The following is a 24,731-nucleotide window of genomic DNA, read 5'->3' on the forward strand; positions in this document are numbered from 1 at the left end:
AATCACATTACTAAGAAGTATCTTACAATGATTTTTATATTAAATACCTTAACCTAAACCCCAAACCAACCATTTATGACATTTAAACACAACCCTTTAGCCCAAAAAACAAACAAATCAATCGTACAAATAGTTCTTGGCGCAACAGTATTGCTTAGTTATTCCTGTAAAGAAACCCCTAAAAAAGAATTCTCACTACAGGGCATAACCAACGGTATAGAAAATGGTACAACCATATACCTGGGAAATAAAGAGTTTAAAGATTCAACAATCGTTAACAACAACACTTTTAACTTTAAAACCAAGTTACCCTATACTCCCATTGAGGCCATTTTAAAAACAAAGGACAATTCAACCTATAGGTATCTTTGGCTAGAAGATGCTGCCATGACATATGATGCCAGTAATGCTGATTTAAAAAAGGCAACCGTAACAGGTTCAGAATCTGAGAATTTAAAACAGAGTCTATACAGAGCTGCTGACTCCTTGCCTAATGCAGGACCCTGGGAAAGAGAGATGGACTTTATCAAGAGTAATCCCAACAGTATTGTGAGCGCAAGCATGCTTGCCCAATATATTACCATTTTTGGAAAAGAAAGAACAATGAAACTTTTTGAGCCATTTTCCGAACAAAACAAAGCTTCTAGGTTTGGCCAAAAAATTGCCCGCTACATAGCACTGAATAAAAATCCTAAAATAGGAGAGCAATTTGCAGATTTTGAAATGACCAACCAATACGGCGAGCCATTAAAACTATCCAACACCAATGGAAAAGTGATTTTTTTAGAGTTTTGGGCTTCATGGTGTGGGCCCTGCCGAGAAGAAAACCCAAATCTTGTAAAAACCTATAAAGAGTTCAACCCAAAAGGCTTTGAAATATTTGCTGTATCCTTAGACGAACATAAAGAAAAATGGATCAAGGCTATAGAAAAAGACAGTTTAAACTGGTTGCATGTAAGTGATTTAAAAGGAGATGGCAATGAAGCGTCTTTGATATATGGCATCAATGCCATCCCTGACAACTTTTTAATTGCTGAAAATGGTGAAATCATTGCTCGGGATTTATATGGGGAGGAACTGACGCAAAAATTGGAAGAACTACTTAATTAATTGTTCCAACCTCAAAAATGGCATAGTTTAGTGTTCTTATAATAAATAACCAAGGCCGAAGGACAGGTGAACATATTCAACCCAACACTCCTGTCTGAATGCATCGCGCGGTATCCAAGCACAAAGCACCTCATCAAGTTATGACGGGGTGCTTTATGTTTATCTAACATACGTCAGGTTACCTGGTTTTTCGCAATGGTAATGAGAAAACCTGTAATGAAACCTAAAGGCCTTTCAAAACCCTTTTTCTCGATACAGCATTTCTGTGAAATGCCACTCGAACTAACAGGTGTTGAGCTATGGTTAAAATTACTTCCACGCAATGCATGGGCTTTTCTGTACCCGCGGTTTGACTCCATTGCCCCTTGGATGGCTTACACATGGTTATAGCTATAGCGCATCACTGTCACTTTTTAAAATAATGGACAGCATTTTAAATCTTTCGTTAGCCTCCATAGAATAGCTTACATTCCCTGGAATAATCATACAATCACTATTTTGACAATAGGTCGACACATTGTCTATAACTACTTCGGCCTTGCCCTCAATAACCTTTATAAAGGTTGAAAAAGGAATAGCTTCTGGGTTATATACTTTACCGTAATCTAGAGCCAAAGCCATGATGTTGCCTGCTGAAGCATTAAAAATATGCTTTATAACAATAGTGTTTGAAACATACTGTAAAGTATTTTTGATGTTGAAAGGCGTAAGACTCTCAAATTCATAATTTTCCATAATTCCCGATATATTTTTGGTTAACTAATTCTGTAGGCTTGATATTCCCATATTTGGTAGCCTACTACCAATACAGTCCTCTGGTTTGGCTCCCATCTACCCTTTGCCCTATACCTTGATTTCGATGCATGCTCCCCATACCTTTGTTTTATAAGTCCTCACAGACTTGGCCGAATGGATTATAAATTTCTCCTAAAAAATTACTGATATTACTGTTTTCCAAACAAGTAAAAAGCAGTCTTCCAGACTGCTTTTTAATGCCAAACACACAAGTTGCTTGGGCTTTTCCTAGCTGATTAATAGCCACACAAGGATGGTTATACGCTCACCCATGCCCCCTATACCTCAAAGGTATTCTGTTATATGTATCACAGCATAGAGAAGCTTCCCTATTAAAGGCACAGATTTGCAATTGAATTGCAATTAGAAATTTAGCTTGAAATGCCTACTTCTATGCTTCTTTTGTCACAGCAGCATAGTTGGTTTTCAAAATATCTACAATTTCATTTTGGTCTTTACCCAATTTAGTTTCCAATCGATGGATTAATTCCGATTCTTTTCCTTGTTCAAATTTCACATCTTCCGGACTCAGCTTTGGATATTTTACTTTTAATGCATCAGATTGTTTTTCCCAATTTCCTCTTACTGTAAATAGTTGTCTTGCACCTTGCTCTCCTGCGTTGTTCTTGGTTTCCATAATTATAAATTTACTCAGTACTTATTTGCACTGTTACAAAGATGGCGCTAACTGACTGGTTCCTGTTACATATCAACCAGTTAAACTTACACATATCACAGGTTTTCCAAATTAACTTTCCTTCTTTTCCCAAGCTTCTTATAAAAGGAGGGCGCATGCCCGGTCACTTTTTTGAACTGATTAGACAAATGCCCCACACTGCTGTAGTGCAGTTTATATGCAATCTCGGTAAGGTTTAATTCATTATATAAAATCAGTTCCTTTGCCCGTTCAATCTTGTGCATAATGATAAAATGTTGGATGGTAATACCCTTTACTTCCGAAAATAGATTGGCCAAATAGGTATAGTTATAGCCCAGCTTCTCACCGATATAGTCGGAATAGTTAACCCTTGGAACCTCTTCTGAGTAGTGTATCATTTCAATGATGACATTTTTGATGCTTTCTATAAGAATGCTCCTTTGGTTGTCCATCAATTCAAGACCAGATTGGGCCAAGTTAATGCGAAGCGTTTCTAAAAGCGTGGGACTAATAATTTCTGTTATCTCCACCATTCCCAATGAAACACGGGTATAGTGCAAGCCCAGCTTCTCCAATTCTTGTTTTACCATAAGCTTACACCTTAAACTTACCATGTATTTTATGTAAAGCTTCAATAGTTCTCATAAATTGATAAACACCTCCTTTCCTTAAAGGTAGGCTTTATAAATAACTTATGGATAATCTTAATGAAAGAACCCTCTAAAATATGTCACAATTTGACAATCAAAGGCTAAGACACAGCATTAATTGGTGATACACTTGTTGGCTGCCATAAATTCTATATTGAAAATGCCAAAAGATATTTCAACTAAAATTTCACTAACTCATCCTGCAAAATGGAGATTCAGTAAAACTGATATATCGCGCGGTATCCAAGCACAAAGCACCTCATCAAGTTATGACGGGGTGCTTTATGTTTATTTAACATACGTCAGGTTACCCAGGTTTTCGAAATGGTAATGAGAACAACGGTATCGAAACCTAAAAGCCTTTTAAACCCCTTTTCCTCGATACAGCATTTCTGCGAAATGCCACTGGAAATGACGGGTTTTGACACTCTCTTCAAGAGTTTAGAGGTAAAGCCAACAACCCGCTACTTGCCCGGAACTATTTTTCCTGCAATGGCGCACCTTCAAAGCGAAGACCTTCAAAGCCTGTAACCATAAAGTTCCTAATGTTTTGGTGCCCCGTACCGTTTGGGTCGTTCAATACCTCATCAAAATAGAACTTCCCGAAGCAGGCCAAAGTGTCTTCTTGGCTAAAGCCTTGCAATTGGGCAAAGGCCAACAATTTGCAGGAGCCCGAGTTTTCTCCCGCCTTGTTATGAAGGTTACCGTTAGTAAAAGCCGTAGGCGTAAAATTATAATTGGCTTCTACCACTGCCATGGTTTCTGCAAACTCTATCTGTGTTGGTGTGCTTTGTAATTTTTGTTTGAATGCGTCAATCGTCATGTGTCTCTATGTTTATTTTATGTTGTTTTAGGGCCTATTTCTTTCCGCCTACTATAATCACAATTTCCCCTTTGGGTGGCTTTTGGGTGTAGTGGTCTAAAACCTCTTGAGCAGTTCCCCTCACGGTTTCTTCGTACAGCTTGGTAAGCTCTCTGGATATGGACACGGGACGGTCGGCACCAAAGTATTCGCAGAAATTGGCCAAGGTCTTCAATAGCTTATGTGGACTCTCGTAAAAAATCATGGTTCGGGATTCTTCGGCCAAGAAGGTAAGCCTAGTTTGACGTCCCTTTTTCACGGGCAAAAAGCCTTCAAACACAAACTTGTCGTTAGGCAAACCTGAATTTACCAAAGCAGGTACAAAAGCCGTTGCTCCTGGCAGGCATTCTACATCGATACCGTTTTCAATACAAGCCCTAGTCAATAAAAACCCGGGATCTGAAATGGCCGGTGTCCCTGCATCGCTAATCAAGGCAATGGTCATACCTCCTTTTAACCTTTGAACCAAGCCTTCTACCGTTTTATGCTCGTTGTGCATATGGTGCGATTGTAAGTGTGTGGCAATCTCGAAATGCTTCAGCAACTTCCCTGAAGTACGAGTGTCTTCGGCTAGGATTAAGTCGACCTCCTTTAAAACCTCAATGGCCCTAAACGTCATGTCCTTAAGATTACCAATAGGCGTGGGAACTATGAAAAGCTTACTCATTTTAGGCGGATTAGGGTTCAAAAGTACAATCTTTTCCATTCATGCACTCCACTAAATAAAATAATTAGGCAATGAAAAAAGATTTCAATGCCTAAAAAATGTCTATCACTCAAAAGGAAAATGGAATTGAATACTTACCCAAACTTACTCTCTATGATTTCCATAAAGCGTTCTTCGTAGGGCTCTTTACCTTGCCATTGGTTGTAATCGGGTTTTACGATGTTTTGGATGAGGTTGCTAGCCTCTTCAAAAGATTCTGAAGTATTGATTTGTGACAGGACACGATCGTAGTCTTCATTCCTACCATCAAATAGATGTTTGATAAAGGCTATTTTATCATTAAGACCTATGGCGATACCGCCACGCTTTAGTTTGTCATTAAGCGACTTTTTGGCTTCAAAGCGCGCGTTGGCTTCGGTTACAGGCTCAAACACAGGAGTCTCTTCAAAACCGGCTGTAATATCTTCAAACACATCGCTTCTATATTCATTTTTTGGCACCGCCGATTCAAACAATTCATCAATTTGATGTGTTTCCTCTGGCATTTGCGCCACAATGTCTTTGATTTTTTCAATGGCTGGCTCCATGATTTCCTCATGTTGGGTATCATCAATATCAGTATACACCCTATCCTCTACTTCTATACTATCGCTAACAGTATTGTTGAATGCCTTGTCCAACATTTCGAAGAAAGAAGAATCGCTTCCAATACTGGGCATCTCCCCTTCAAAATTGCTATGTAAAAATTTTAATACGGAAAGTTTCTCATAAAGCGCTCCTACCTCGGTGTGCATTTTTTCCACATCATCCCTCCCTTTCAGTTTTAGGATTCTGTGGGCAATGCTCATCAATTCGGATTCCAACTTCTTCTTCATAACTTTAAAAATTTAATCTAATGTGTGCTTTTGTTTTTTTGATAAATTTACGCCACCTTTATACAAAACGAAAGTTAGCCTAGTTTTAGCGTTAAAATTACAAAATGTTTCTTGAAAATACAGTAAACCCCAAAGAACAATTTGGCTGGATTGAAGTGATATGTGGCTCGATGTTCTCTGGTAAAACAGAGGAATTGATACGCCGTTTGAAACGTGCCCAATTTGCAAAACAGAAAGTTGAAATCTTTAAGCCTGCCATCGACATGCGGTACGATGACGAAAAGGTGGTGTCCCACGATGCCAATGAAATTCGTTCTACACCCGTGCCGGCAGCTGCCAACATTCCTATTTTGGCCGATGGTTGCGACGTGGTTGGTATTGACGAAGCCCAGTTTTTTGACGATGAAATTGTAAGGATTTGCAACGACTTGGCCAATAAAGGGGTTCGGGTGATTGTCGCTGGATTGGATATGGACTATAAAGGCAATCCCTTTGGCCCCATGCCCAACTTAATGGCTACTGCAGAGTATGTTACTAAGGTACATGCCATTTGCACCAAAACAGGAAACTTGGCCCAGTACAGCCACCGAAAAACCCAAAGTGATGCACTCGTTTTGTTGGGGGAAGTAGATGAATACGAACCCTTGAGCAGAGCGGCATTTTACAAATGCATGCTAAGGGACAAAGTGAAGCACATGGACGTGACCGATGCCGAAGATCTTTCACCAAAAAACAAAGAAGAACAGTAATGCCCAAAGCCCAGGAAACTACCCTTGAAATAGACTTAAAAGCTCTCAAGCACAATTACAATTACCTTAAGTCTAAACTCCAACCTGACACTAAATTTTTGGCTGTGGTTAAAGCCTATTCCTATGGGCATGATGCCAATGTAATTGCAAAGTATTTACAGGAACTTGATGTAGACTATTTTGCAGTGGCCTACACCAGTGAGGGGATTGCTCTTCGAGATGCCGGAATTACCAAACGCATCTTAGTATTGCACCCACAGCCTGCGCATTTTAAGCTGCTTATTGAGCGTTGCTTGGAGCCAAGTTTATACAATTCCAAAGTATTGAATGAATTTATTGCTGTCGCAGAAACAGAGCACCAAGTTAATTACCCAGTGCATTTGAAATTCAACACTGGCCTGAACAGATTGGGCTTTTCAGAATATGATGTAAAAGGGATCGCTTCCATTTTGAATCATACTAGAGCTGTAAGCGTGAGATCTATATTTTCTCATATGGCCGCTAGTGAAGACTTAGATGAAAAGGAATTCACTCTGAACCAAATTGAAACTTTTAAAGCCATTGCCAAAGACTTTACCGAAACCCTTGGTTATAAACCTATGTTGCATATGTGCAATACCTCTGGGATCTTAAATTATCCAGACGCCCATTTTGATATGGTACGCAGTGGCATTGGACTGTATGGCTTTGGAAATTCGGAAGAAGAGAACCAAAACTTCCAACCTATCGGGACGCTTAAATCGGTTATTTCACAAATTCACCATATCAAGAAAGGGGAAACCGTGGGCTACAACCGCGCCTTTAAAGCCGATAAATTTCAGAAAACTGCCACCATCCCTATTGGTCATGCCGATGGTATTGGTAGGCAATATGGACAAGGCAAAGGCGCCGTAACTATCAACGGTCAACGCGCTCCTATTATTGGGAATGTATGTATGGATATGATTATGGTAAACATCACCGATATTGACTGCAAAGAAGGAGATGAAGTCATTGTTTTTGGCAAGCAACCAACGGCTTCAGAGTTTGCACAAGGTGCCAATACCATTTCCTATGAAATCCTAACAGCCATCTCTCAAAGGGTTAAAAGGGTCATTCTAGAATAATCTTTTTAATTGATTTTGAGCTGATTGTTTTTTTGGTATTTTAGTGTTCTAATAACCTAATTAACACACATCTTATGCTAAAAGAATTCAAGGAATTTGCCATGAAGGGCAACTTGGTAGACATTGCCGTGGCCTTCGTAATGGGAGCTGCCTTTAGTAAGGTAGTGGCCTCTTTTACAGGAGGCATTGTATCTCCTTTAATCGGCTTAATTTTCAAATCAGATTTCAAGGACCTCAAGTATGTCATTACCGAAGGCACTGCCAATGACGCAGGTGAAATTACAGGAGAAGTTGCCTTACTTTACGGAGAGTTTTTGACTAATGTTATTGACTTTATCATTGTGGCTTTCGTGATGTTTATGCTTATAAAGGGCATCAATGCAATGAAGAAAAAAGAAGAGCCTGCTCCCGCTGCACCTTCAGGACCAACCCAAGAAGAATTATTGGCAGAAATTCGGGATTTGCTCAAAAAATAAAATTGTTAAATAATTAACTTTTTGTTATTTGTTGTAAAAAAGCCTTGGTTTTAAAGACACTGAGGCTTTTTTTGCACCCTAAATACTCAATTAATACTTAGCTTTGCTCAAAACAATTCAAAAACCCTTTAAATACAAAATGTAACATGAAAGTAGCAGTAGTAGGAGCAACCGGAATGGTTGGAGAAGTTATGCTTAGAGTTCTTGCAGAACGCAATTTCCCATTAACAGAATTAATCCCAGTAGCCTCAGAGCGTTCTGTTGGAAAGTCAATTACATTTAAGGACAAGGAATATACAGTAGTAGGTTTGGCAGATGCCGTAAACATGAAGCCCGATGTGGCCTTGTTTTCTGCCGGAGGAGACACCTCTTTGGAATGGGCACCTAAATTTGCAGAAGTAGGCACCACAGTAGTAGACAACTCGTCAGCTTGGAGAATGGACCCAACTAAAAAATTGGTAGTTCCTGAAATCAACGCCAACGAATTAACAAAAGAAGATAAAATTATCGCCAACCCAAACTGCTCTACGATTCAGTTGGTAATGGCTTTGGCACCACTTCATAAAAAATATAAAATGAAACGTGTGATCGTTTCTACTTACCAATCAGTTTCCGGAACTGGTGTTAAGGCAGTAAGACAATTAGAAAATGAAATTGCTGGTGTAGAAGGCGAAATGGCCTACCCTTACCCAATTGGACGCAATGCATTGCCTCACTGTGATGTGTTCCAAGACAATGGTTACACTAAAGAAGAAATGAAATTGGCCAAAGAGCCTCAGAAAATTTTGGGTGATTATTCATTTGCAGTATCCGCAACAGCGGTTAGAATTCCAACAGCTGGAGGACACAGTGAATCTGTAAATGTGGAATTTGAAAATGATTTTGAATTAGCAGATATCCGAACTATTTTAAGTGAAACTCCAGGAGTGATTGTTCAAGATGACACAGCTACAAACACCTACCCAATGCCAATTTATGCACATGATAAAGACGAGGTATTTGTAGGAAGAATACGAAGAGATGAATCCCTACCAAATACTCTGAACATGTGGATTGTTGCCGACAATTTACGTAAAGGAGCTGCGACTAACACTATTCAAATCGCTGAATATTTGTTGGAAAACAATTTGATTTAATAAAAATATCATAACCAAAACCACCTTAAATTAGCAAAAGTTAAAACCTTAAAACAACATTCAAATAAACAGTAAAAACATGTAATTCAACTAATTAATTGCTTTTGCTCTGCACAAACAATTATATTAGTTGTCCAAATTTTACTGCGAATGTTAAAAAACTATGTAAGGGTATTTGGCTTTTTTTGGGTGGTCTTGGTATTTTTTTCTTGCGCCAAGGACGATGACCAGTATATTCCCATCGTCGAGCCAGAAGAAATCTCTCCCGTAGTTTTCGACATTGAAAACGTTCCTTATCCCACACTTTCCGAATACAATTTTTTCGAAGGAAACATCGCTGATTTAAATCCTGTTTATGGAGTGTTGCCTTACGATGTTATTGCGCCACTATTTTCGGACTACGCCCATAAAAAGCGCTTTGTTTGGATGCCCAAGGATTCTCAAGCTCATTATATCGATGACTACTCCATTATTGAATTTCCATTAGGCACCATTCTAATCAAAAACTTCTACTATGACGAAGTTCTTCCTGAAAGCTCTAAAAAACTAATAGAAACTAGACTTCAAATTAAGAAAGAAGAAGGTTGGATTTTTGCCAATTATGTTTGGAATGAGTCGCAAACAGAAGCAACTTTCGATCTTACAGGAAGCTTTAAATCTTTCCAATTTAAAGAAAATGGTGTGCAAAAAAACATCAATTATCGGATACCAGCTAATCCAGAATGTCATACATGCCATAAATCGGAAAATGACACGCCCTATCCTATAGGAGTAAAACCACAAAACCTAGATAAAAGTTATACTTACCAAGATGGCAGTACGATGAACCAGCTTGAAAAATGGGTTGAGTTTGGTTATTTAAGTCCTGATTTCCCAGACACTATTGACCATATGGTTTCTTGGGATGACGACTCAAAGGATTTGGAAACCAGAGTGCGTTCATATTTAGATATCAACTGTGCACACTGCCATTCCGATTTGGGTCATTGCAATTACCGAGCTCTTCGCTTTGCATTTAATAAAACAGATGACCTAACGAATTTGGGGTTATGTATGGTAGCTCAAGACTCATTCGACTCAATGCCTTCCGACATTATCAGTCCAGGTCATGCTGATAATTCGATATTACTAACTAGACTCAATACAACAGAAGAATCCCTTAGAATGCCAATGCTAGGAAGAACCTTAAAACATGAAGAAGGAGTTGAACTGCTAGAAACCTGGGTCAATTCTCTAAATATAAACTGTGAATAATAATTAATCCATTTAATTATGAAAAAACAATTACTCCTGTACACCTCCTTACTAGCCTCAATGGCTATAAGTGCCCAAAGCTACGATTCTTGTGAGGATGCCTCAAACCAACCTTCTGCAACTGAAGGAACCTATACTATCGACGCGATAAATGGAGAAGCTCCTTCAAATTACTGCATACCAGATGCAGAGGATGCAACTGCAGCCGAATGGATAAAATACATCCCAGAAGAAGACTACACAGTATCCGTAAGCTCTAAATTAAATGCTAATAATGATTTAAATACACGCCTTCATATTTTCTCTGGAGATTGTAATTCTTTAACCTGTATCGCCGGAAACGATGATCATGGAATGTCAATTAATGAAAGTAATTTATCAGTAGTAACCTTCGATGCACAAAGTGGTACATCATATTATATTGTTTGGGACAATAAATGGGATGATAGCCCATTTGAATTTACAATCACGGAATGTACTATAGATTTTAGTGACCAGTTCGAAACTGCTACTGGAACAGATTATGCAGTGGTAGACATGAATGGTGATTTTTTGGATGACACTGTTTCCGTCAACAACCAACCTGACAACTATTTAATAAATATAAATTACCAACTGCCTGAAGGAGGTTTTAATAATGTAACCATCTTAACAGAGGAACCAGACTATCCTCCATCATGGAGTTTAACTGCTGGTGATTTCGATGCAAATGGGTTTAACGATCTTATGTATGGTTCATCTAATGGAGTCACATTTATGCAAGCCAATGATGATGGGACATCTTTTAACCAAGTTTCAGGAACTGAATATGTTTTTTCTCAAAGAGGCAATTTTATCGATATTAATAACGATGGACATTTAGATGCCTTTATGTGTCATGATTTGGCACCAAGCGTTTCCTATATTAATGATGGAAATAATAATTTAATTTATGATAACACCAACGGTCTTGGTGATTATGCTACCGGCGGCAACTACGGATCTGTTTGGATAGACTATGATAATGACTACGATATGGACATGTTTATGGCCAAATGTGGAGGTTCTGATGCCCGACGCACTAATCAATTATACCAAAACAATGGAGATGGCACTTATACGGAAGTTGGCGAGGCTTCAGGACTTGCCGATGTTGTCCAAACATGGTCTTCAGCCTGGGGAGACTTTGATAATGATGGCGACATGGATGTTTATGTAGGCTCTTATGAAAACAATAACGACCCTTTATCAGTTAACAACCATAAACTAATGATGAATAATGGAGATGGCACTTTTACAGATGTGTCTGTGAATATTGCAGATACTCATGCCAATTTTGGACGCGAGAATATTCCAGGAGATTTTGACAATGATGGAAATCTTGACATTTATACCAATGGCGATATTCTATTTGGAAATGGAGACATGACCTTTAGACTTGTTCATGACTTAAATGTCCCAGGGGCTGGTGGGATTGGAGATTTAAACAATGATGGCTTTTTAGACTTCTTTTATCTTAATAAAGTATATTTCAACAATACCAATAGCAATAATTGGATTAAAATAGCGACTGTAGGCAAAATTCATGAAAGTGAAGACATGAGCAACCGCAATGGCATTGGAGCTAGAGTTGAAATAAGTACAGCTTCCGGCACTCAAATTAGAGATGTAAGAAGTGGAGAAGGCTTTAAATATATGCACTCCCTTAACACCCATTTTGGAATTGGCTCAGACACAACCATAGCTTACCTTAGAGTTTACTGGCCATCTGGAAATATTGACGAAATTCTAAACCCATCTATAAACGAATTAATAATTATAGAAGAAAACCAAACTCTAAGTCTTGAAAATTCAATAGTGGACAATTTGATCATTTACCCTAACCCGACCAAAGACATGTTATATTTAAGTTCTGCCTTGGAATTGGAAAATACCGTCTATACGGTTTTTGACCTCCAAGGAAAACGGGTTTTAAATGCAAAACTAATAAACAACTCAATTGATGTGTCTACTTTGGCAGAAGGAAACTATATTTTACGACTTGTCAATAACAACTTCATAAAAACCCAGAAGTTTATCAAACAATAACCACTCGGGAACATAACTTAAACGCTCAGTAAACTGAGCGTTTTTTTATGCTATTTTTGCAGCATGCTTCAGGTAAAAAACTTATCATTTCACTATAAAGACAACTCGGTTCTAAAAGATGTTAACTTTGAAGTTGGTGTTGGCGAACACCTTTCCATAATTGGGGAAAGTGGCTCAGGTAAAAGCACCCTTCTAAAATTGCTCTACGGTGAACACGATTTGGATCAAGGCGAAATTTTTTGGAAAAACATACAGATTTTGGGGCCAAAATTCAATTTGGTCATTGGCTACGATTTTATGAAATATGTGGCCCAAGAATTTGATTTGATGCCTTTCACTTCCGTGGAAGAGAATATTGGAAAATTCTTATCCAACTTTTATCCTGAAGAGAAGCAAAAAAGAGTTGCTGAACTCTTGGAGGTTGTAGAATTGACCAACTTTGCCAAAACCAAAGTAAAGACCTTAAGCGGAGGGCAAAAGCAGCGTGTAGCATTAGCCAGGGCCTTGGCAAAACAACCCGAAATCATGTTACTAGATGAGCCCTTTAGCCACATTGACAATTTTAAAAAACAATCCTTACGCCGAAATGTGTTTCAATACCTAAAACAACATAAAATAACGTGCATTGTTGCCACCCATGACAGTGAGGATGTTTTAGGATTTTCGGACAGAATGATTGTTTTGGACAAGCATCAAATTGTAGGCAATGATTCCCCGGAAAATTTGTTCAACAACCCACAGACACCTTTAATAGCGTCCTTTTTTGGAGAATTCAATATCATTGAAGGAAACATTGTTTACGCTCATCAATTAAAAGTGGTTCCAAATTCCAACCTTAAAGCAACCGTCAAACAAGCCTATTTTAAAGGGGATTATTATTTGATTGAAGTAGATTTGGATGGAAAACCCATTTTTTTCGAACATCCCGAATCAATTGAATTAGGCACCCCTATTTATATTGAAAAACAACTATAGGCTTTCCTCCTTCAATACTGCTTCAAGTTGTTCCAATTTACTTGGACTTGGAGCGTCTATAATTTTTATATTTCCTTTTTCATCTACTAACAAATATTGCGGAATAGCTACAGATCCCACATAAGGTGAAAAGTTATTCGCAAAGTGAGCAAAGAATTCTTGACTTGCTAAATGGTGATAGCCTAAAAGGTTATAATATTTAATCATATCCAACCAACGTTGCTTATCCTCTTTCCTATCTAATGACACGTATAACTTTTTGTAGTTATATTTCTCCAATAGTTGGTTTAGAGCCTCATTATGTTCAAATTCCTTTTTACATGGCCCACACCAAGTCGCCCAAACATCTAAATATAATTTTTCCCCTTTAATTTTAGAGAGCAATGCTTTAAGGTCATTAATGTTTTCATTGTCCAAAAATCTTACCTTTGAGGGCATTTCACCCTTTATTTTATCATAAAACTCTACAATCTCATTAATTTCTGGTTCTATGTAGGGTATAAACTTGCTGTTAGGATATGAGGATTTAAAATCTTTGAAAGCAACTACCAAACTCTTTTCAAACTTTTTGACCTTTAATGCAGAAAACAAGTAATAGGCTATATATCGTTCCTGATATTCTGGAGATAAATTTTTATTTATGGTCTCAATCATAACAGGATGCAAACTGTCCTTTTCATACAAATCATCTCTTTGTTCCCAATTAAACTGACTTTTTAATTCAGGCCATATAATACTACTCCTTACATAGTTAAACCAATTTATTGGTGTATCCTTGATGTTATATGGATATTGACGAAGGGTAATAGTGAAAATAGAATCGATTTCCTTTTTCTCCGCGAAATTACCCTTTCTACTTGACCCCGAAACCAAGCTAACCCGTGCATTGGCATAATAATAATTGATATCATTCAGGCTTAACTCGTAAAATTGCGGATCTATTTTTTCTGCATTCAATAAAGATTCTAATTGCTTGAGCTCTGCATTCCTCAACTCTAACAAACTGTTTTCCAACATTGTAAAAGTACTATCCTTTACAAATCTATTATGAAAAATAACAGCATCGGTATCAATTCTGTCGAATTGATTAAACAACTCTTGGCCTTCTCCATTATCTTTTGAAAAAGAGACTATATCATTATTAATTGCAATATGGTATGTTTGATTTGGTAATAAAACCATCCTGCACCAATTGTCCCCTACCTTAAGCTTTACGTATTCAGGTTCCAGGAGGTCAACATCTATTCTAAACTCTTTATTGTTGTTTCGGAGAATACTATCTTTTTTTGCCCCCCATAAAAATATGCCATCTTGAGGTCTGTAAAAATCTGCATATAAAAGACTGTCTTGGTCGGTAGTTATAATAATCTGTGTTTTTGGTTTTTCAATGGCCTTTTGACAACCAAAAAACATCCCTGTAAGAAAACATATTATTGTAATATTTTTCATAATTATATAAATATAGTACTACAATATAAACTATAAATTAAATACTAACTATAATACTCTGATAATATTAAATTGAGTTCCTCTAAAAACAAAGCTATCACCCGCTTGTTTCCCCAATAACAATTGCCCAATTGGAGTGGCTGCAGAAATAGCATAAAAAGACGTGTTTTCAATATTCAGTTCTCCCAAACTTACAGCAATAAAATAATTTCCTTTATCGGTAAACACCACACTTCCCAAACCAATTATTTTCGAGCTACTATTAGGTTCTATTTTGGATAGAACAGCTTTGGTGCGTTCCAGTTCTGCTAATTGTTGGCCTGCCTTTTCCCGTTCCAATTGTAACATGGCACGACCAGTTTCGTGCTTATCTCCAGCACTGCTTTTAGTTTCGGAATTCAGGGATTCTTGAATATCCTGAATACTTTGTTGGCTTACTCTTAACCGCGTTTCAATTAACTCAAAACATTGCTGCAACAACCCGAGTTTTATTGTTTCCTTATTCTTCATTGGGAACGGAATAATCTAAAGGTCCATAAAAGCCCATTTGTTTGACAATCCACTGATTTCTCCCTTGAATATATGCTGTGGCAGGTTTAGCTTTGTAATGTCTTGGATTGGGTAAAATTGCCGCAATAGCGGCTGCCTCATATTGGGTTAATTTACTTGCAGGCTTTTTAAACCAATAGCGAGAAGCGGCTTCTGCTCCATAAACCCCATTTCCCATTTCAATACTGTTAAGGTACACCTCAATGATACGTTCCTTTGGCCAAACCAATTCAATTAGAAATGTGAAATACGCTTCCAATCCTTTACGCAACCAACTACGCCCTGGCCATAAAAACACATTTTTTGCCGTTTGCTGGCTAATGGTGCTTCCTCCTTTTATCCGCCTGCCTTTTTTGTTATTTTCATAGGCCTTTTCAATGGCTTTTACATCAAACCCATGGTGCTTTACAAAGGTCTGGTCTTCACTACAGATAACCGCCAACTGTAGATTTTTAGAAATTGCTTCCAAAGGTTCCCAATCGTGTTTCCACATTTGTCTCTCTTTCTCCTTTGGCTGCTCATAATACCGAATTACCATCAGCGGTGTGATGGGTACCGGCACCCAACGATAGATAATCACCAAGCCTGCAGAAAGGATAATCCACAGAAAAATAAGTTTTATGAAAAATCGTAAAAGTTTTTTCATGATATCAATCTAACAATTCTGCCATTTCACTTCCTATCAAGCTGCCAATGGCAACACCCATGCCTCCCAGTCTAACGCCACAAAACACATTGTTGGACACTTGCTTTACTATTGGTTTCTTTTGCGAGCCAACTCCCATAATACCACTCCATCTGTTTTCAATTTCAAAAGGGGTATTAGGTAAGATTGTATTTTTAAGCAAATCTTCCAATTGATTTTGCACCAATTCCGTAAGCCCAAACTGCACGGTTTCTTCTGTTTTAAAATCTAAGTTTCGACCCCCTCCAAAGAGTATTCTATCCCCTACATTTCTGAAATAATAATACCCTCTATCCAAATGAAAGGTGCCTTTAAACGGTAAGTTTTTGATAGGTTTGGTCACCAACACTTGAGCTCTAGCCGGCAATACGGTTTCGTTTAAAAGTTGGGACGCAAATCCATTGGTGGCCACAAATAATTTGGAAGTTGACACTTCAAAATCCTTCATTTTTATAACTACACCTGTATTCGTTTCCGAATAACCTTCAACAATAACCTTATTTAAGATTTTCACCCCCAATGACTGAACTTTACAAAGTAAAGCCTCCATCATTTTTCCAGTATCAATCTGACCTTCGAAAGGGGTATATAGAAATTTGTTTTGCACATTTTGAAAGCCAAATGTATTTTCCTTCAGTACAAATACATCTTCCTTAAACAAAGGATGAAGCAACTTGTTAACGGATACCATTTGCTCCAAACAAGCATCAAATAAAGCACTCTGTTCTTGAGTAAAAAGTTCGTAACCTCCGTGTTGTTTGAAATCAATAATAGTATCGCTTAAATTTTGACGTAATAGTTTTAAGCCCTCCACACGTTTTTGTACCAATTCAAACACCCTCTCCTCATCATGAAACTCCAAATCCTCCAAAATCTCGCTAAGGCTCCCAAAACAGGCAAAACCGGCATTTTTAGTACTAGCCCCTTGAGGCAAAATCCCCTTTTCCAAAACAAGCACCTTGGCCTTGGGATATTTTAGCTTTAAATGTAAAGCGCAGTTCAACCCAACAATACCACTTCCAACAATGGTAAAATCCACGTTGGAGAACCAAGATTGTATTTCCCAAAAAGACCAATTCATATTACGAAGTTACTGTTTTCGTGTTAAGGATGGAAGTGACATCCTTTTTGTTTTTCACAAAAAGATACAACGGACAGCCTGCCTTTTGACCAAACACTATTGGACAAAAGAACACCATAAAAAAACTCCGAACTTTACAATTCGGAGTCTTTATTATTGTGGTAATTTATTACGCTTCTTCAGTTATAGCTTGCATTTTAAAACCTTCCATAAATTTGGTGGTATAGTTTCCTGCAAGATAATCTGGGTGGTCCATCAACTGTCTGTGGAAAGGAATGGTTGTTTTAATTCCTTCGATAACGAACTCATCCAAAGCACGCTTCATCTTGTTGATAGCTTCTTCTCTAGTTTGAGCGGTTGTAATCAACTTAGCAATCATAGAGTCATAGTTTGGTGGAATGGTGTACCCTGCATAAACGTGGGTATCCAAACGCACACCATGTCCTCCCGGTGCATGCAATGTAGTGATTTTCCCTGGTGACGGTCTGAAATCGTTGAACGGATCTTCCGCATTGATTCTACACTCGATGGAATGTAAATTTGGCTCGTAGTTTTTACCTGAAATTGGCACTCCAGCAGCCACCAAAATTTGCTCACGGATCAAGTCAAAATCAATTACCTGCTCGGTAATTGGGTGTTCTACTTGAATACGCGTGTTCATTTCCATGAAGTAGAAGTTACGGTGCTTGTCCACCAAAAATTCGATGGTTCCCGCTCCTTCGTATTTAATGTATTCAGCAGCTTTTACAGCAGCTTCACCCATTTTATTTCTTAATTCCTCTGTCATAAATGGCGAGGGAACTTCTTCAGTCAATTTTTGGTGACGACGTTGGATAGAACAGTCACGCTCGGACAAGTGACATGCTTTACCTCTGGAATCTCCAACAATCTGGATCTCGATATGTCTTGGCTCTTCGATAAGTTTCTCCATATACATATCATCGTTTCCAAAGGCTGCTTTAGATTCCTGTCTGGCGGAATCCCATGCATTTTTAAGGTCTTCAGCCTTCCAAACAGCACGCATTCCTTTTCCGCCACCTCCGGCAGTAGCCTTCAGCATCACAGGATATCCAACTTCCTTGGCTAACTTTTCGCATTCCTCGTAACTAGCAATGATTCCTTCACTACCAGGAACACATGGTACACCGGCTTCCTTCATGGTTGCCTTTGCAGTAGCCTTGTCCCCCATTTTTGAGATCATCTCAGGAGAGGCACCAATAAACTTGATATCGTGTTCTTCACAGATTTTTGAAAACTTGGCATTTTCAGACAAGAATCCATAACCTGGATGAATTGCATCTGCATTGGTAATTTCTGCAGCTGCAATGATATTTGCCATTTTCAAATAAGATTCTGAACTTGGGGCTGGACCAATACAAACCGCTTCATCGGCAAATTTAACGTGCAAACTATCGGCATCTGCTGTAGAATATACAGCTACCGTTTTAATGCCCATTTCCTTACAGGTTCTAATTACACGAAGTGCAATTTCTCCTCGATTGGCAACTAATACTTTTTTAAACATAAATTCTTCAAATTTTCAATATTCAAAAAACAAACCCCGAAGAACCTCTTCAGGCTTGGAATTGAAAATTGGGATTTTACATTAAGATGGGTCCACTAAAAATAGAGGTTGATCAAACTCTACTGGAGAAGCATCATCCACCAATATTTTTACGATTTTACCTGAAATCTCAGATTCTATTTCGTTGAAAAGTTTCATAGCTTCGATTACACAAAGCACATCTCCTTCTTTAATGCTGCTACCAACCTCTACGAATACAGGTTTGTCTGGAGCTGGCTTACGGTAAAAAGTACCAATAATAGGAGACTTTATAGTTACATATTTTGAATTCTCGTCCGCTGGAGCCGCTACTGGTACAGCAGGCACTGTTGCCTGTACCTCCGCTATTGGAGCAGCTTGTGCGATTGGATTGCTAACTGGTATTTGTTGTAGGATGGTAGTAGATTCACCTTTATCTTCACTTCCTGTCTTAATGGTGATCTTGATATCGTCCATTTCCAATTTAACCTCACTTGCACCCGACTTGGCCACAAACTTGATTAAGTTTTGAATTTCCTTTATATCCATAATAGTTTAATTATATTATTAGTTTAGTTTAAGAATTAGGAATTATAGGCCCATTTTAAATAGACCGATCCCCAAGTAAATCCGCCCCCGAAGGCAGCAAATATTAAGTTATCTCCTTTTTTGAATTGTGATTCGAAGTCGCTTAACAACAACGGTAAAGTAGCCGAAGTTGTATTTCCATAACGATGGATATTTTTAAGAACCTTCTCATCTGGAAGGTTCATTCTGTTAGCCGTAGCATCAATAATACGCAAGTTAGCTTGGTGTGGCACCAACCAAGCCACGTCCTCATGACTAAGGTTATTACGTTTCATGATTTTTTCAGCTACATCGGCCATATTGGATACGGCAAATTTAAATACCGTACGTCCATCTTGATGAACAAAATGTTGACCACTCTCTACAGTCTCAACACTTGGAGGCAAAATAGATCCTCCTGCTTCAATTTTAAGATACTCTCTTCCTGCACCGTCGCTTCGCAAATATTCATCTTGAAACCCTAAACCTTCTGTATTTGGTTCAAATAATGCTGCACCGGCACCGTCACCAAAAATAATACAGGTAGTCCGGTCTGTATAATCAATGATCGAAGACATTTTGTCGGCTCCAATCAACAGAACTTTTTTGTAACGTCCAGATTCTATATACGCCGATGCTGTAGACATTCCGTAAAGGAAGCTAGAGCATGCTGCTTGTAAATCGTAAGCAAATGCATTGGTAGCTCCAATTTCTGAAGCTACATAAACCGCAGTAGATGCCACCAATAAATCTGGGGTAGCCGTAGCCACAATCACCAAATCAATTTCCTTGGGATCTATCTGTTTACGTTCCAATAAGTTTTCTGCTGCTTTGATGGCAAGGTAAGATGTTCCTGCCCCTTCTTTTTTAAGTATTCGCCTTTCTTTAATACCTGTTCTAGAGGTTATCCATTCGTCATTGGTATCAACCATAGTTTCTAGAACTTTATTTGATAGCACAAAGTCTGGCAGATAGGCTCCTACAGCTGTAATTGCCGCTGTGATTTTACTCATTCCTTATTTATTAGTTGTCCGAAATTTTGGCAAAAAAGGCCAAAAACAAGTAAATTTTGACGAAATTACTACTTTTTTAGTCAAATATGACGCAAATTAACTTGTTTTTGAGACTTTAGAAAATTAATCATAAAAAAAACGCTCATTGCTGAGCGTTTTATTATATGCATGCATAATACTTATGCTAAATTCTCTTCTTTTTCAGAGTTGTCAATTAGCACTTGACCTCTATAGTACAACTTTCCTTCGTGCCAATGAGCTCTGTGGTATAAGTGCGCTTCTCCTGTAGTAGGACACGTTGCTATCTGAGGAACAGATGCTTTGTAGTGTGTTCTTCTCTTATCTCTTCTTGTTTTAGAAATCTTTCTTTTAGGATGTGCCATTTTATATGTTATTTATCCGTTAATAGTTTTTTTAATGTATTCCAACGAGGGTCAATCTCCTCTGATGTCTTATGCTCCTTTTCGCCCTTTGGGCTCAACTCTTCCAACTTTTTAAGTACGTCTGACTGCAAAGTGCCATCCAAAACTCCTGGATGCACACGCTTTGCCGGCACGGATAATATAATCAATTCATAAATGTACTGCGCCACGTTTAGTTCGTATTCTCCATGAGGCAAGATCAATATATCTTCATATTCATCATTGTACTCCTCTCCAAACTTCACAACTAAATCAAAGTGACCTTTAATGTCTTGGTCAAATGGCTCATTGGTTACATCGCAATTGACATTTACGGTACCTTCAACTATAAAATGCAACTCCATTAAAGTGGACTTTTTCTCAAAATCCAAATGGGTGTTAATTTTTACATCGTTGAACTCTTCGTACTCAAAATGTTCAAAGAACTTATTATCAATTTGATAATCAAAATGATGCTTTCCAACCTTTAAACCTACAAATTGTATGGTATATTCTTTTAAGGGCTTCATAGTCACTGTCATTTTGAGCCTGCAAATATATAAATTTTTTATTTATTACTACTTGTTATAAACAAAAAATGTTCATATCTTTTTTGGCGCCTTTTTTAACGGGTTTTTTGAGAGTATTTCGTACTCACTTCTATTTTTATAAATCTGTAACGCGGTGAATACCGCTTCTTTAAACGAACTTTCATCCGCTTTATTGGCTCCGGCAATCTCATAAGCCGTTCCATGATCTGGCGAAGTCCTAATTTTATCCAATCCCGCGGTAAAATTCACCCCCTGTCCAAAAGAAATAGTCTTGAAAGGGATTAAACCTTGATCATGATAAGACGCCACCACCGCATCAAAATTTTTGTAATTATTGGAACCAAAGAAACTGTCTGCCGAATATGGTCCATAAACCAACTTTCCGGATTCCCTAATTTTCTTCAAGGTTGGTCCCAATACTTTATCGTCCTCTTCACCAATTACCCCATTATCACCAGCATGTGGATTAATGCCCAACACAGCTACACGAGGTCTATTAATATTAAAATCCTTCACCAAAGAGGTATACACCGTATTTATTTTCTCTTGAATTAATTGTGGTGTAATTTTTTTTGGAACATCCTTAACCGGAACATGATCGGTAAGCAATCCTACCTTAAGATCTTCGGTTACCATAAACATCAAACTCTTACCGCCCAATTCCTTTGCCAAATAGTCGGTATGGCCAGGAAATTTAAATGTTTCGGACTGAATATTATGCTTATTGATTGGCGCAGTCACCAAAACATCTACAGTTCCCTTTTTAAGTGCTTGGGTGGCAGCCTCCAAAGATCTCACTGCATAAGTCCCCATTTTCAGATCTTCCTTACCAAAATCAACAGTGACATTTTCTTTCCAAACATTCAAGACATTAATTTTCCCTTCCACTATTTGGCCAAGATCATGGATTCCATGTAAATTAACGCTACTTCCTGTATGTTTCTTATAAAATGACATCACTTTTATGGAGGCAAAAATTACAGGAGTACAAAACTCCAACATTCGTGGATCCTCAAACGTCTTTAAAATAATTTCTGGTCCTATGCCATTTAAATCCCCTACTGAAATCCCAACTCTTATTGTATGTTCTTTTTTCATTAAATATGGTTCAATTTTCATACTGCCCCGTGAACATGACTTTCAAACGATAGCCAAATTCTAAAAAATGACAGTTCATTTAAGTAAATACCGTAATTGTACGTACTTTTATACCTGCAAATTTAACCATTTATTCGACATTATGTTTACTGGAATTATTGAAGACTTAGGCGAAATTACAAAACTGAATACAGAACAGGACAACCTTCATATAACCTTAAAAAGCAAGATTACCCCCGAACTCAAAATAGATCAAAGTGTTGCCCACAATGGTGTTTGCTTAACAGTAGTAAATATTTCAAATGAAGAATATACGGTTACAGCCATTAAAGAAACACTGAGCAAAACCAATTTAGGCTCATTAAAAGTAGGTGACCAAGTCAATTTGGAAAGAGCCATGAAATTGGGAGACCGCCTGGATGGTCATATTGTTCAAGGCCACGTAGACCAGATTGCAACCTGCAGTTCTGTAACCAATGAAAATGGCAGCTGGGTATTAACCTTTAGTTACGACCCATCTTTACATAATATAACTATTGAAAAAGGATCAATTACCGTAAATGGAGTAAGCTTGACCGTAGTAAACTCTAGGAAAGGAGAATTCAGCGTTGCTATAATTCCTTACACATTTGAACATACCAACTTTAATCAGTTTGATAAAGGAAGTGTCGTAAATCTAGAATTTGATGTTGTGGGAAAATATATTAGTCAACTACACAGATTGTATCAATAGAGCGTTTCTATTTTTCCTGTTTGATTTTCATTCTCACACCATAGAATCCTGCCAAAGCCAATAGCCCTGGGACTAAACCATCAATAGGTAAACCAACAGGCGCAGGAGGACCTGCAGGTTGAGGAGGGGGAGGAGTGTTCTCGCCTTGTGCAGAGCATATAAAAGTCACCACCACAAATAAGGCTGAGGCAAATATTTTTTTGTTTTGTATTTTCATTATCACTTTAATGCAAAAGCGAGCTTTTCAACTCCTAAATTAACAATCGTTTTTATCCTTACTATTAATCAATTCTGAAAACAAATGTTAAAACGAAACGCCTCATAGGGTAAAATTCTTATAGGATTCGAGGCAATTTGGTTTGTAAAATTATAAAAAAAAGTGACCTTACAAAATAAAAGCAAAAAAAATATTCCATAAAAAGCAAAAAAATCCGATAAAGTGCATTTTAAAATTTGAACCCAAAAGATAAGTAATGACCGATTCAATGATAAAACAAATAGGTTAATCCAATGTTAGGTTAACCTCAATAATTCCCTAAAATATTTAATGTTTTCTTATTTTCAGTAGTACCACCCAAATTGAAACACGCTTTTAAACTACGAATAAATTGATTTAAAAAACTGAATAGAAACATATATTTACGTACAATTTTTCTCACTCTCATCCTTTAACCGCAAAATGACAAGTTTATTAGCAAAAAAAAGTGCGATTTATTGCGCTTTTCATAAAAAGTAATACTAGTCACAAAATCCCAAATCCTTTAACCAATCATCCAACGCTTTGGTCCAACCTGTACTACTTCCTCTTCCTTTCAAACCAAATCCATGTCCACCTTGATTATAGACATGAAGTTCCGCTGAGATATTATTTTCAACAAGACTGCTGTAGTATCTCAAACTATTTTCAACAGGTACCGCCCCATCATCTGTAGCATGCACCAAAAAAGCTGGTGGTGTTTGCGCATTAATTTGTTCATCTGCAGAAAACTTTTCGATTTCTTCTTTAGATGGATTTTCACCAAGAAGATTGGTTTTCGAACCTTTATGTGTCACACCTTCCTCTATTGAAATTACCGGATAAACTAATATTGAAAAATCAGGTCTTAATGACACCGTCCCTTCCTCATAAACAATTTCATTGTAAAGCGTAGAAGCCGTTGCAGCTAAATGCCCTCCTGCAGAGAAGCCCATAATCCCAATTTTATTTTCATCAATATGTAATTGATTGGCATGGGTTCTCACATATCGAATAGCTTGTTGTACATCCTGTAATGGTCCAAAAGATTTATCTTTCATAATACCATAATGCGGAAGTCTATATTTTAAAACAAATGCTGTGATCCCTTGCTCATTCAGCCATTTCGCAGGTTGAATTCCCTCTTTATCAAATGACAAATATCCGTAACCACCGCCCGGACAAATAATCACCGCTGTACCATTACTCTTTTCAGGTCTAAACACTGTTAACGTTGGCTTTGAAACCTTATACACTTTAATCACCTTGCCATCCTTCACCTCTGCTTCCTCTTGATACCCCTTATCTTCAATAGCATTAGGAACACCATTTGGATACAAGTCAATTTCCTCTTGCGAAACCATTTTAAATTGCACAACCAACAACATTGCTCCAAAAACTAGCCATTTAATCCAATTCATCTTTTAAAACTTTATTTTCAAAATT

27 protein-coding genes are annotated in these 24,731 nt (G+C 37.7%); 9 read left to right on the plus strand and 18 right to left on the minus strand.

Annotation, left to right across the window (positions count from 1 at the left end):
• The first annotated feature begins 75 nt into the window (after positions 1–75).
• On the plus strand, positions 76–1,110 hold the full coding sequence (locus tag AC6I5C_RS01450; RefSeq protein WP_497903600.1) for a redoxin domain-containing protein: 1,035 nt from the start codon (positions 76–78) through the stop codon (positions 1,108–1,110).
• 390 nt (positions 1,111–1,500) lie between these two features.
• Here the strand turns inward: AC6I5C_RS01450 and AC6I5C_RS01455 are convergent, their stop codons facing one another.
• The 6 genes from AC6I5C_RS01455 to AC6I5C_RS01480 form a co-directional block, all read right to left on the minus strand.
• Positions 1,501–1,845: a cupin domain-containing protein gene (locus AC6I5C_RS01455; protein WP_497903601.1), complete on the minus strand. Its 345-nt coding sequence runs from the start codon at positions 1,843–1,845 to the stop codon at positions 1,501–1,503.
• Between the two features lie 451 nt (positions 1,846–2,296).
• Positions 2,297–2,542, minus strand: coding sequence for a hypothetical protein (locus AC6I5C_RS01460; protein WP_497903602.1), 246 nt, complete (start codon positions 2,540–2,542; stop codon positions 2,297–2,299).
• A 95-nt stretch (positions 2,543–2,637) separates the two neighbouring features.
• Positions 2,638–3,177, minus strand: a complete 540-nt coding sequence (locus AC6I5C_RS01465; protein ID WP_497903603.1) for an AraC family transcriptional regulator — start codon at positions 3,175–3,177, stop codon at positions 2,638–2,640.
• Between the two features lie 514 nt (positions 3,178–3,691).
• Positions 3,692–4,036 carry a HopJ type III effector protein gene (locus AC6I5C_RS01470; protein WP_497903604.1) on the minus strand — a complete coding sequence of 115 codons (345 nt, stop codon included), beginning with the start codon at positions 4,034–4,036 and terminating at the stop codon, positions 3,692–3,694.
• A 34-nt stretch (positions 4,037–4,070) separates the two neighbouring features.
• Positions 4,071–4,742: a 16S rRNA (cytidine(1402)-2'-O)-methyltransferase gene (gene rsmI / locus AC6I5C_RS01475; protein ID WP_497903605.1), complete on the minus strand. Its 672-nt coding sequence runs from the start codon at positions 4,740–4,742 to the stop codon at positions 4,071–4,073.
• Positions 4,743–4,876: 134 nt separating this feature from the next.
• Positions 4,877–5,617: a DUF8457 domain-containing protein gene (locus tag AC6I5C_RS01480; RefSeq protein ID WP_497903606.1), complete on the minus strand. Its 741-nt coding sequence runs from the start codon at positions 5,615–5,617 to the stop codon at positions 4,877–4,879.
• A 104-nt stretch (positions 5,618–5,721) separates the two neighbouring features.
• Here AC6I5C_RS01480 and AC6I5C_RS01485 point away from each other — a divergent pair, with 104 nt between their 5' ends.
• The 7 genes from AC6I5C_RS01485 (at position 5,722) to AC6I5C_RS01515 (ending at position 13,380) form a co-directional block, all read left to right on the plus strand.
• The gene (locus AC6I5C_RS01485) at positions 5,722–6,366 is read left to right on the plus strand and encodes a thymidine kinase (protein ID WP_053976711.1); all 645 of its coding nucleotides are present in this window, start codon (positions 5,722–5,724) and stop codon (positions 6,364–6,366) included.
• Positions 6,366–7,472: an alanine racemase gene (gene alr, locus AC6I5C_RS01490; protein ID WP_497903607.1), complete on the plus strand. Its 1,107-nt coding sequence runs from the start codon at positions 6,366–6,368 to the stop codon at positions 7,470–7,472. Before AC6I5C_RS01485 ends, alr begins: the two co-directional genes overlap by 1 nt.
• A gap of 74 nt (positions 7,473–7,546) precedes the next feature.
• Positions 7,547–7,948 carry a large-conductance mechanosensitive channel protein MscL gene (gene mscL, locus AC6I5C_RS01495; RefSeq protein WP_497903608.1) on the plus strand — a complete coding sequence of 134 codons (402 nt, stop codon included), beginning with the start codon at positions 7,547–7,549 and terminating at the stop codon, positions 7,946–7,948.
• A 146-nt stretch (positions 7,949–8,094) separates the two neighbouring features.
• Entirely contained in the window at positions 8,095–9,084 is a 990-nt protein-coding gene (locus AC6I5C_RS01500; protein ID WP_497903609.1) for an aspartate-semialdehyde dehydrogenase, read from the plus strand.
• Between the two features lie 150 nt (positions 9,085–9,234).
• Positions 9,235–10,338: a hypothetical protein gene (locus AC6I5C_RS01505; RefSeq protein WP_497903610.1), complete on the plus strand. Its 1,104-nt coding sequence runs from the start codon at positions 9,235–9,237 to the stop codon at positions 10,336–10,338.
• A gap of 18 nt (positions 10,339–10,356) precedes the next feature.
• On the plus strand, positions 10,357–12,405 hold the full coding sequence (locus tag AC6I5C_RS01510; protein ID WP_497903611.1) for an FG-GAP-like repeat-containing protein: 2,049 nt from the start codon (positions 10,357–10,359) through the stop codon (positions 12,403–12,405).
• Positions 12,406–12,468: 63 nt separating this feature from the next.
• Positions 12,469–13,380 (plus strand): ABC transporter ATP-binding protein, encoded by a 912-nt coding sequence (locus tag AC6I5C_RS01515; protein WP_497903612.1) that lies wholly within the window; start codon positions 12,469–12,471, stop codon positions 13,378–13,380.
• Here AC6I5C_RS01515 and AC6I5C_RS01520 read toward each other — a convergent pair.
• From AC6I5C_RS01520 to pdxA, 10 genes are all read right to left on the minus strand, one after another.
• Positions 13,375–14,829, minus strand: coding sequence for a TlpA family protein disulfide reductase (locus AC6I5C_RS01520; protein WP_497903613.1), 1,455 nt, complete (start codon positions 14,827–14,829; stop codon positions 13,375–13,377). The genes AC6I5C_RS01515 and AC6I5C_RS01520 overlap by 6 nt on opposite strands.
• Positions 14,830–14,877: 48 nt before the next feature.
• The gene (locus AC6I5C_RS01525) at positions 14,878–15,339 is read right to left on the minus strand and encodes a 3-oxoacyl-ACP synthase (protein WP_497903614.1); all 462 of its coding nucleotides are present in this window, start codon (positions 15,337–15,339) and stop codon (positions 14,878–14,880) included.
• Positions 15,329–16,024, minus strand: coding sequence for a monofunctional biosynthetic peptidoglycan transglycosylase (mtgA, locus tag AC6I5C_RS01530; RefSeq protein ID WP_497903615.1), 696 nt, complete (start codon positions 16,022–16,024; stop codon positions 15,329–15,331). The genes AC6I5C_RS01525 and mtgA overlap by 11 nt, the downstream gene beginning before the upstream one ends.
• A gap of 4 nt (positions 16,025–16,028) precedes the next feature.
• A complete protein-coding gene (locus tag AC6I5C_RS01535) occupies positions 16,029–17,144 on the minus strand; it encodes an NAD(P)/FAD-dependent oxidoreductase (protein ID WP_497903616.1) in 1,116 nt (371 codons plus the stop codon).
• Between the two features lie 169 nt (positions 17,145–17,313).
• Entirely contained in the window at positions 17,314–18,669 is a 1,356-nt protein-coding gene (accC, locus tag AC6I5C_RS01540) for an acetyl-CoA carboxylase biotin carboxylase subunit (RefSeq protein WP_497903617.1), read from the minus strand.
• A gap of 81 nt (positions 18,670–18,750) precedes the next feature.
• Positions 18,751–19,236 (minus strand): acetyl-CoA carboxylase biotin carboxyl carrier protein, encoded by a 486-nt coding sequence (gene accB / locus AC6I5C_RS01545; protein ID WP_497903618.1) that lies wholly within the window; start codon positions 19,234–19,236, stop codon positions 18,751–18,753.
• A 35-nt stretch (positions 19,237–19,271) separates the two neighbouring features.
• Positions 19,272–20,267, minus strand: a complete 996-nt coding sequence (locus AC6I5C_RS01550) for a beta-ketoacyl-ACP synthase III (protein ID WP_497903619.1) — start codon at positions 20,265–20,267, stop codon at positions 19,272–19,274.
• Between the two features lie 179 nt (positions 20,268–20,446).
• Positions 20,447–20,650 carry a 50S ribosomal protein L32 gene (gene rpmF / locus AC6I5C_RS01555; RefSeq protein WP_076662774.1) on the minus strand — a complete coding sequence of 68 codons (204 nt, stop codon included), beginning with the start codon at positions 20,648–20,650 and terminating at the stop codon, positions 20,447–20,449.
• A gap of 8 nt (positions 20,651–20,658) precedes the next feature.
• Complete coding sequence (locus tag AC6I5C_RS01560; RefSeq protein WP_497903620.1) at positions 20,659–21,198, minus strand: YceD family protein; 540 nt, start codon at positions 21,196–21,198, stop codon at positions 20,659–20,661.
• 72 nt (positions 21,199–21,270) lie between these two features.
• Complete coding sequence (gene pdxA / locus AC6I5C_RS01565) at positions 21,271–22,317, minus strand: 4-hydroxythreonine-4-phosphate dehydrogenase PdxA (RefSeq protein WP_497903621.1); 1,047 nt, start codon at positions 22,315–22,317, stop codon at positions 21,271–21,273.
• A 142-nt stretch (positions 22,318–22,459) separates the two neighbouring features.
• On the opposite strand from pdxA, the gene AC6I5C_RS01570 reads away from it, so the two are divergent.
• Positions 22,460–23,050 (plus strand): riboflavin synthase, encoded by a 591-nt coding sequence (locus tag AC6I5C_RS01570; RefSeq protein WP_497903957.1) that lies wholly within the window; start codon positions 22,460–22,462, stop codon positions 23,048–23,050.
• Positions 23,051–23,057: 7 nt separating this feature from the next.
• Here the strand turns inward: AC6I5C_RS01570 and AC6I5C_RS01575 are convergent, their stop codons facing one another.
• Together AC6I5C_RS01575 and AC6I5C_RS01580 are read right to left on the minus strand one after the other, a co-directional pair.
• Entirely contained in the window at positions 23,058–23,267 is a 210-nt protein-coding gene (locus AC6I5C_RS01575) for a PID-CTERM protein-sorting domain-containing protein (protein ID WP_497903622.1), read from the minus strand.
• Positions 23,268–23,788: 521 nt separating this feature from the next.
• On the minus strand, positions 23,789–24,706 hold the full coding sequence (locus AC6I5C_RS01580) for an alpha/beta hydrolase (protein ID WP_497903623.1): 918 nt from the start codon (positions 24,704–24,706) through the stop codon (positions 23,789–23,791).
• Positions 24,707–24,731: the final 25 nt, after the last annotated feature.

It is taken from the genome of Mangrovimonas sp. sgz306409 (genome assembly GCF_059735265.1).

What these genes read in the sequence shown, in the direction of transcription:
- AC6I5C_RS01450 (WP_497903600.1), top strand. Translation starts at nt 76, where the DNA reads ATGACATTTAAACACAACCCTTTAGCCCAAAAAACAAACAAATCAATC.
- AC6I5C_RS01455 (WP_497903601.1), bottom strand. Translation starts at nt 1,845, where the DNA reads ATGGAAAATTATGAATTTGAGAGTCTTACGCCTTTCAACATCAAAAAT.
- AC6I5C_RS01460 (WP_497903602.1), bottom strand. Translation starts at nt 2,542, where the DNA reads ATGGAAACCAAGAACAACGCAGGAGAGCAAGGTGCAAGACAACTATTT.
- AC6I5C_RS01465 (WP_497903603.1), bottom strand. Translation starts at nt 3,177, where the DNA reads ATGGTAAGTTTAAGGTGTAAGCTTATGGTAAAACAAGAATTGGAGAAG.
- AC6I5C_RS01470 (WP_497903604.1), bottom strand. Translation starts at nt 4,036, where the DNA reads ATGACGATTGACGCATTCAAACAAAAATTACAAAGCACACCAACACAG.
- rsmI (WP_497903605.1), bottom strand. Translation starts at nt 4,742, where the DNA reads ATGAGTAAGCTTTTCATAGTTCCCACGCCTATTGGTAATCTTAAGGAC.
- AC6I5C_RS01480 (WP_497903606.1), bottom strand. Translation starts at nt 5,617, where the DNA reads ATGAAGAAGAAGTTGGAATCCGAATTGATGAGCATTGCCCACAGAATC.
- AC6I5C_RS01485 (WP_053976711.1), top strand. Translation starts at nt 5,722, where the DNA reads ATGTTTCTTGAAAATACAGTAAACCCCAAAGAACAATTTGGCTGGATT.
- alr (WP_497903607.1), top strand. Translation starts at nt 6,366, where the DNA reads ATGCCCAAAGCCCAGGAAACTACCCTTGAAATAGACTTAAAAGCTCTC.
- mscL (WP_497903608.1), top strand. Translation starts at nt 7,547, where the DNA reads ATGCTAAAAGAATTCAAGGAATTTGCCATGAAGGGCAACTTGGTAGAC.
- AC6I5C_RS01500 (WP_497903609.1), top strand. Translation starts at nt 8,095, where the DNA reads ATGAAAGTAGCAGTAGTAGGAGCAACCGGAATGGTTGGAGAAGTTATG.
- AC6I5C_RS01505 (WP_497903610.1), top strand. Translation starts at nt 9,235, where the DNA reads ATGTTAAAAAACTATGTAAGGGTATTTGGCTTTTTTTGGGTGGTCTTG.
- AC6I5C_RS01510 (WP_497903611.1), top strand. Translation starts at nt 10,357, where the DNA reads ATGAAAAAACAATTACTCCTGTACACCTCCTTACTAGCCTCAATGGCT.
- AC6I5C_RS01515 (WP_497903612.1), top strand. Translation starts at nt 12,469, where the DNA reads ATGCTTCAGGTAAAAAACTTATCATTTCACTATAAAGACAACTCGGTT.
- AC6I5C_RS01520 (WP_497903613.1), bottom strand. Translation starts at nt 14,829, where the DNA reads ATGAAAAATATTACAATAATATGTTTTCTTACAGGGATGTTTTTTGGT.
- AC6I5C_RS01525 (WP_497903614.1), bottom strand. Translation starts at nt 15,339, where the DNA reads ATGAAGAATAAGGAAACAATAAAACTCGGGTTGTTGCAGCAATGTTTT.
- mtgA (WP_497903615.1), bottom strand. Translation starts at nt 16,024, where the DNA reads ATGAAAAAACTTTTACGATTTTTCATAAAACTTATTTTTCTGTGGATT.
- AC6I5C_RS01535 (WP_497903616.1), bottom strand. Translation starts at nt 17,144, where the DNA reads ATGAATTGGTCTTTTTGGGAAATACAATCTTGGTTCTCCAACGTGGAT.
- accC (WP_497903617.1), bottom strand. Translation starts at nt 18,669, where the DNA reads ATGTTTAAAAAAGTATTAGTTGCCAATCGAGGAGAAATTGCACTTCGT.
- accB (WP_497903618.1), bottom strand. Translation starts at nt 19,236, where the DNA reads ATGGATATAAAGGAAATTCAAAACTTAATCAAGTTTGTGGCCAAGTCG.
- AC6I5C_RS01550 (WP_497903619.1), bottom strand. Translation starts at nt 20,267, where the DNA reads ATGAGTAAAATCACAGCGGCAATTACAGCTGTAGGAGCCTATCTGCCA.
- rpmF (WP_076662774.1), bottom strand. Translation starts at nt 20,650, where the DNA reads ATGGCACATCCTAAAAGAAAGATTTCTAAAACAAGAAGAGATAAGAGA.
- AC6I5C_RS01560 (WP_497903620.1), bottom strand. Translation starts at nt 21,198, where the DNA reads ATGAAGCCCTTAAAAGAATATACCATACAATTTGTAGGTTTAAAGGTT.
- pdxA (WP_497903621.1), bottom strand. Translation starts at nt 22,317, where the DNA reads ATGAAAAAAGAACATACAATAAGAGTTGGGATTTCAGTAGGGGATTTA.
- AC6I5C_RS01570 (WP_497903957.1), top strand. Translation starts at nt 22,460, where the DNA reads ATGTTTACTGGAATTATTGAAGACTTAGGCGAAATTACAAAACTGAAT.
- AC6I5C_RS01575 (WP_497903622.1), bottom strand. Translation starts at nt 23,267, where the DNA reads ATGAAAATACAAAACAAAAAAATATTTGCCTCAGCCTTATTTGTGGTG.
- AC6I5C_RS01580 (WP_497903623.1), bottom strand. Translation starts at nt 24,706, where the DNA reads ATGAATTGGATTAAATGGCTAGTTTTTGGAGCAATGTTGTTGGTTGTG.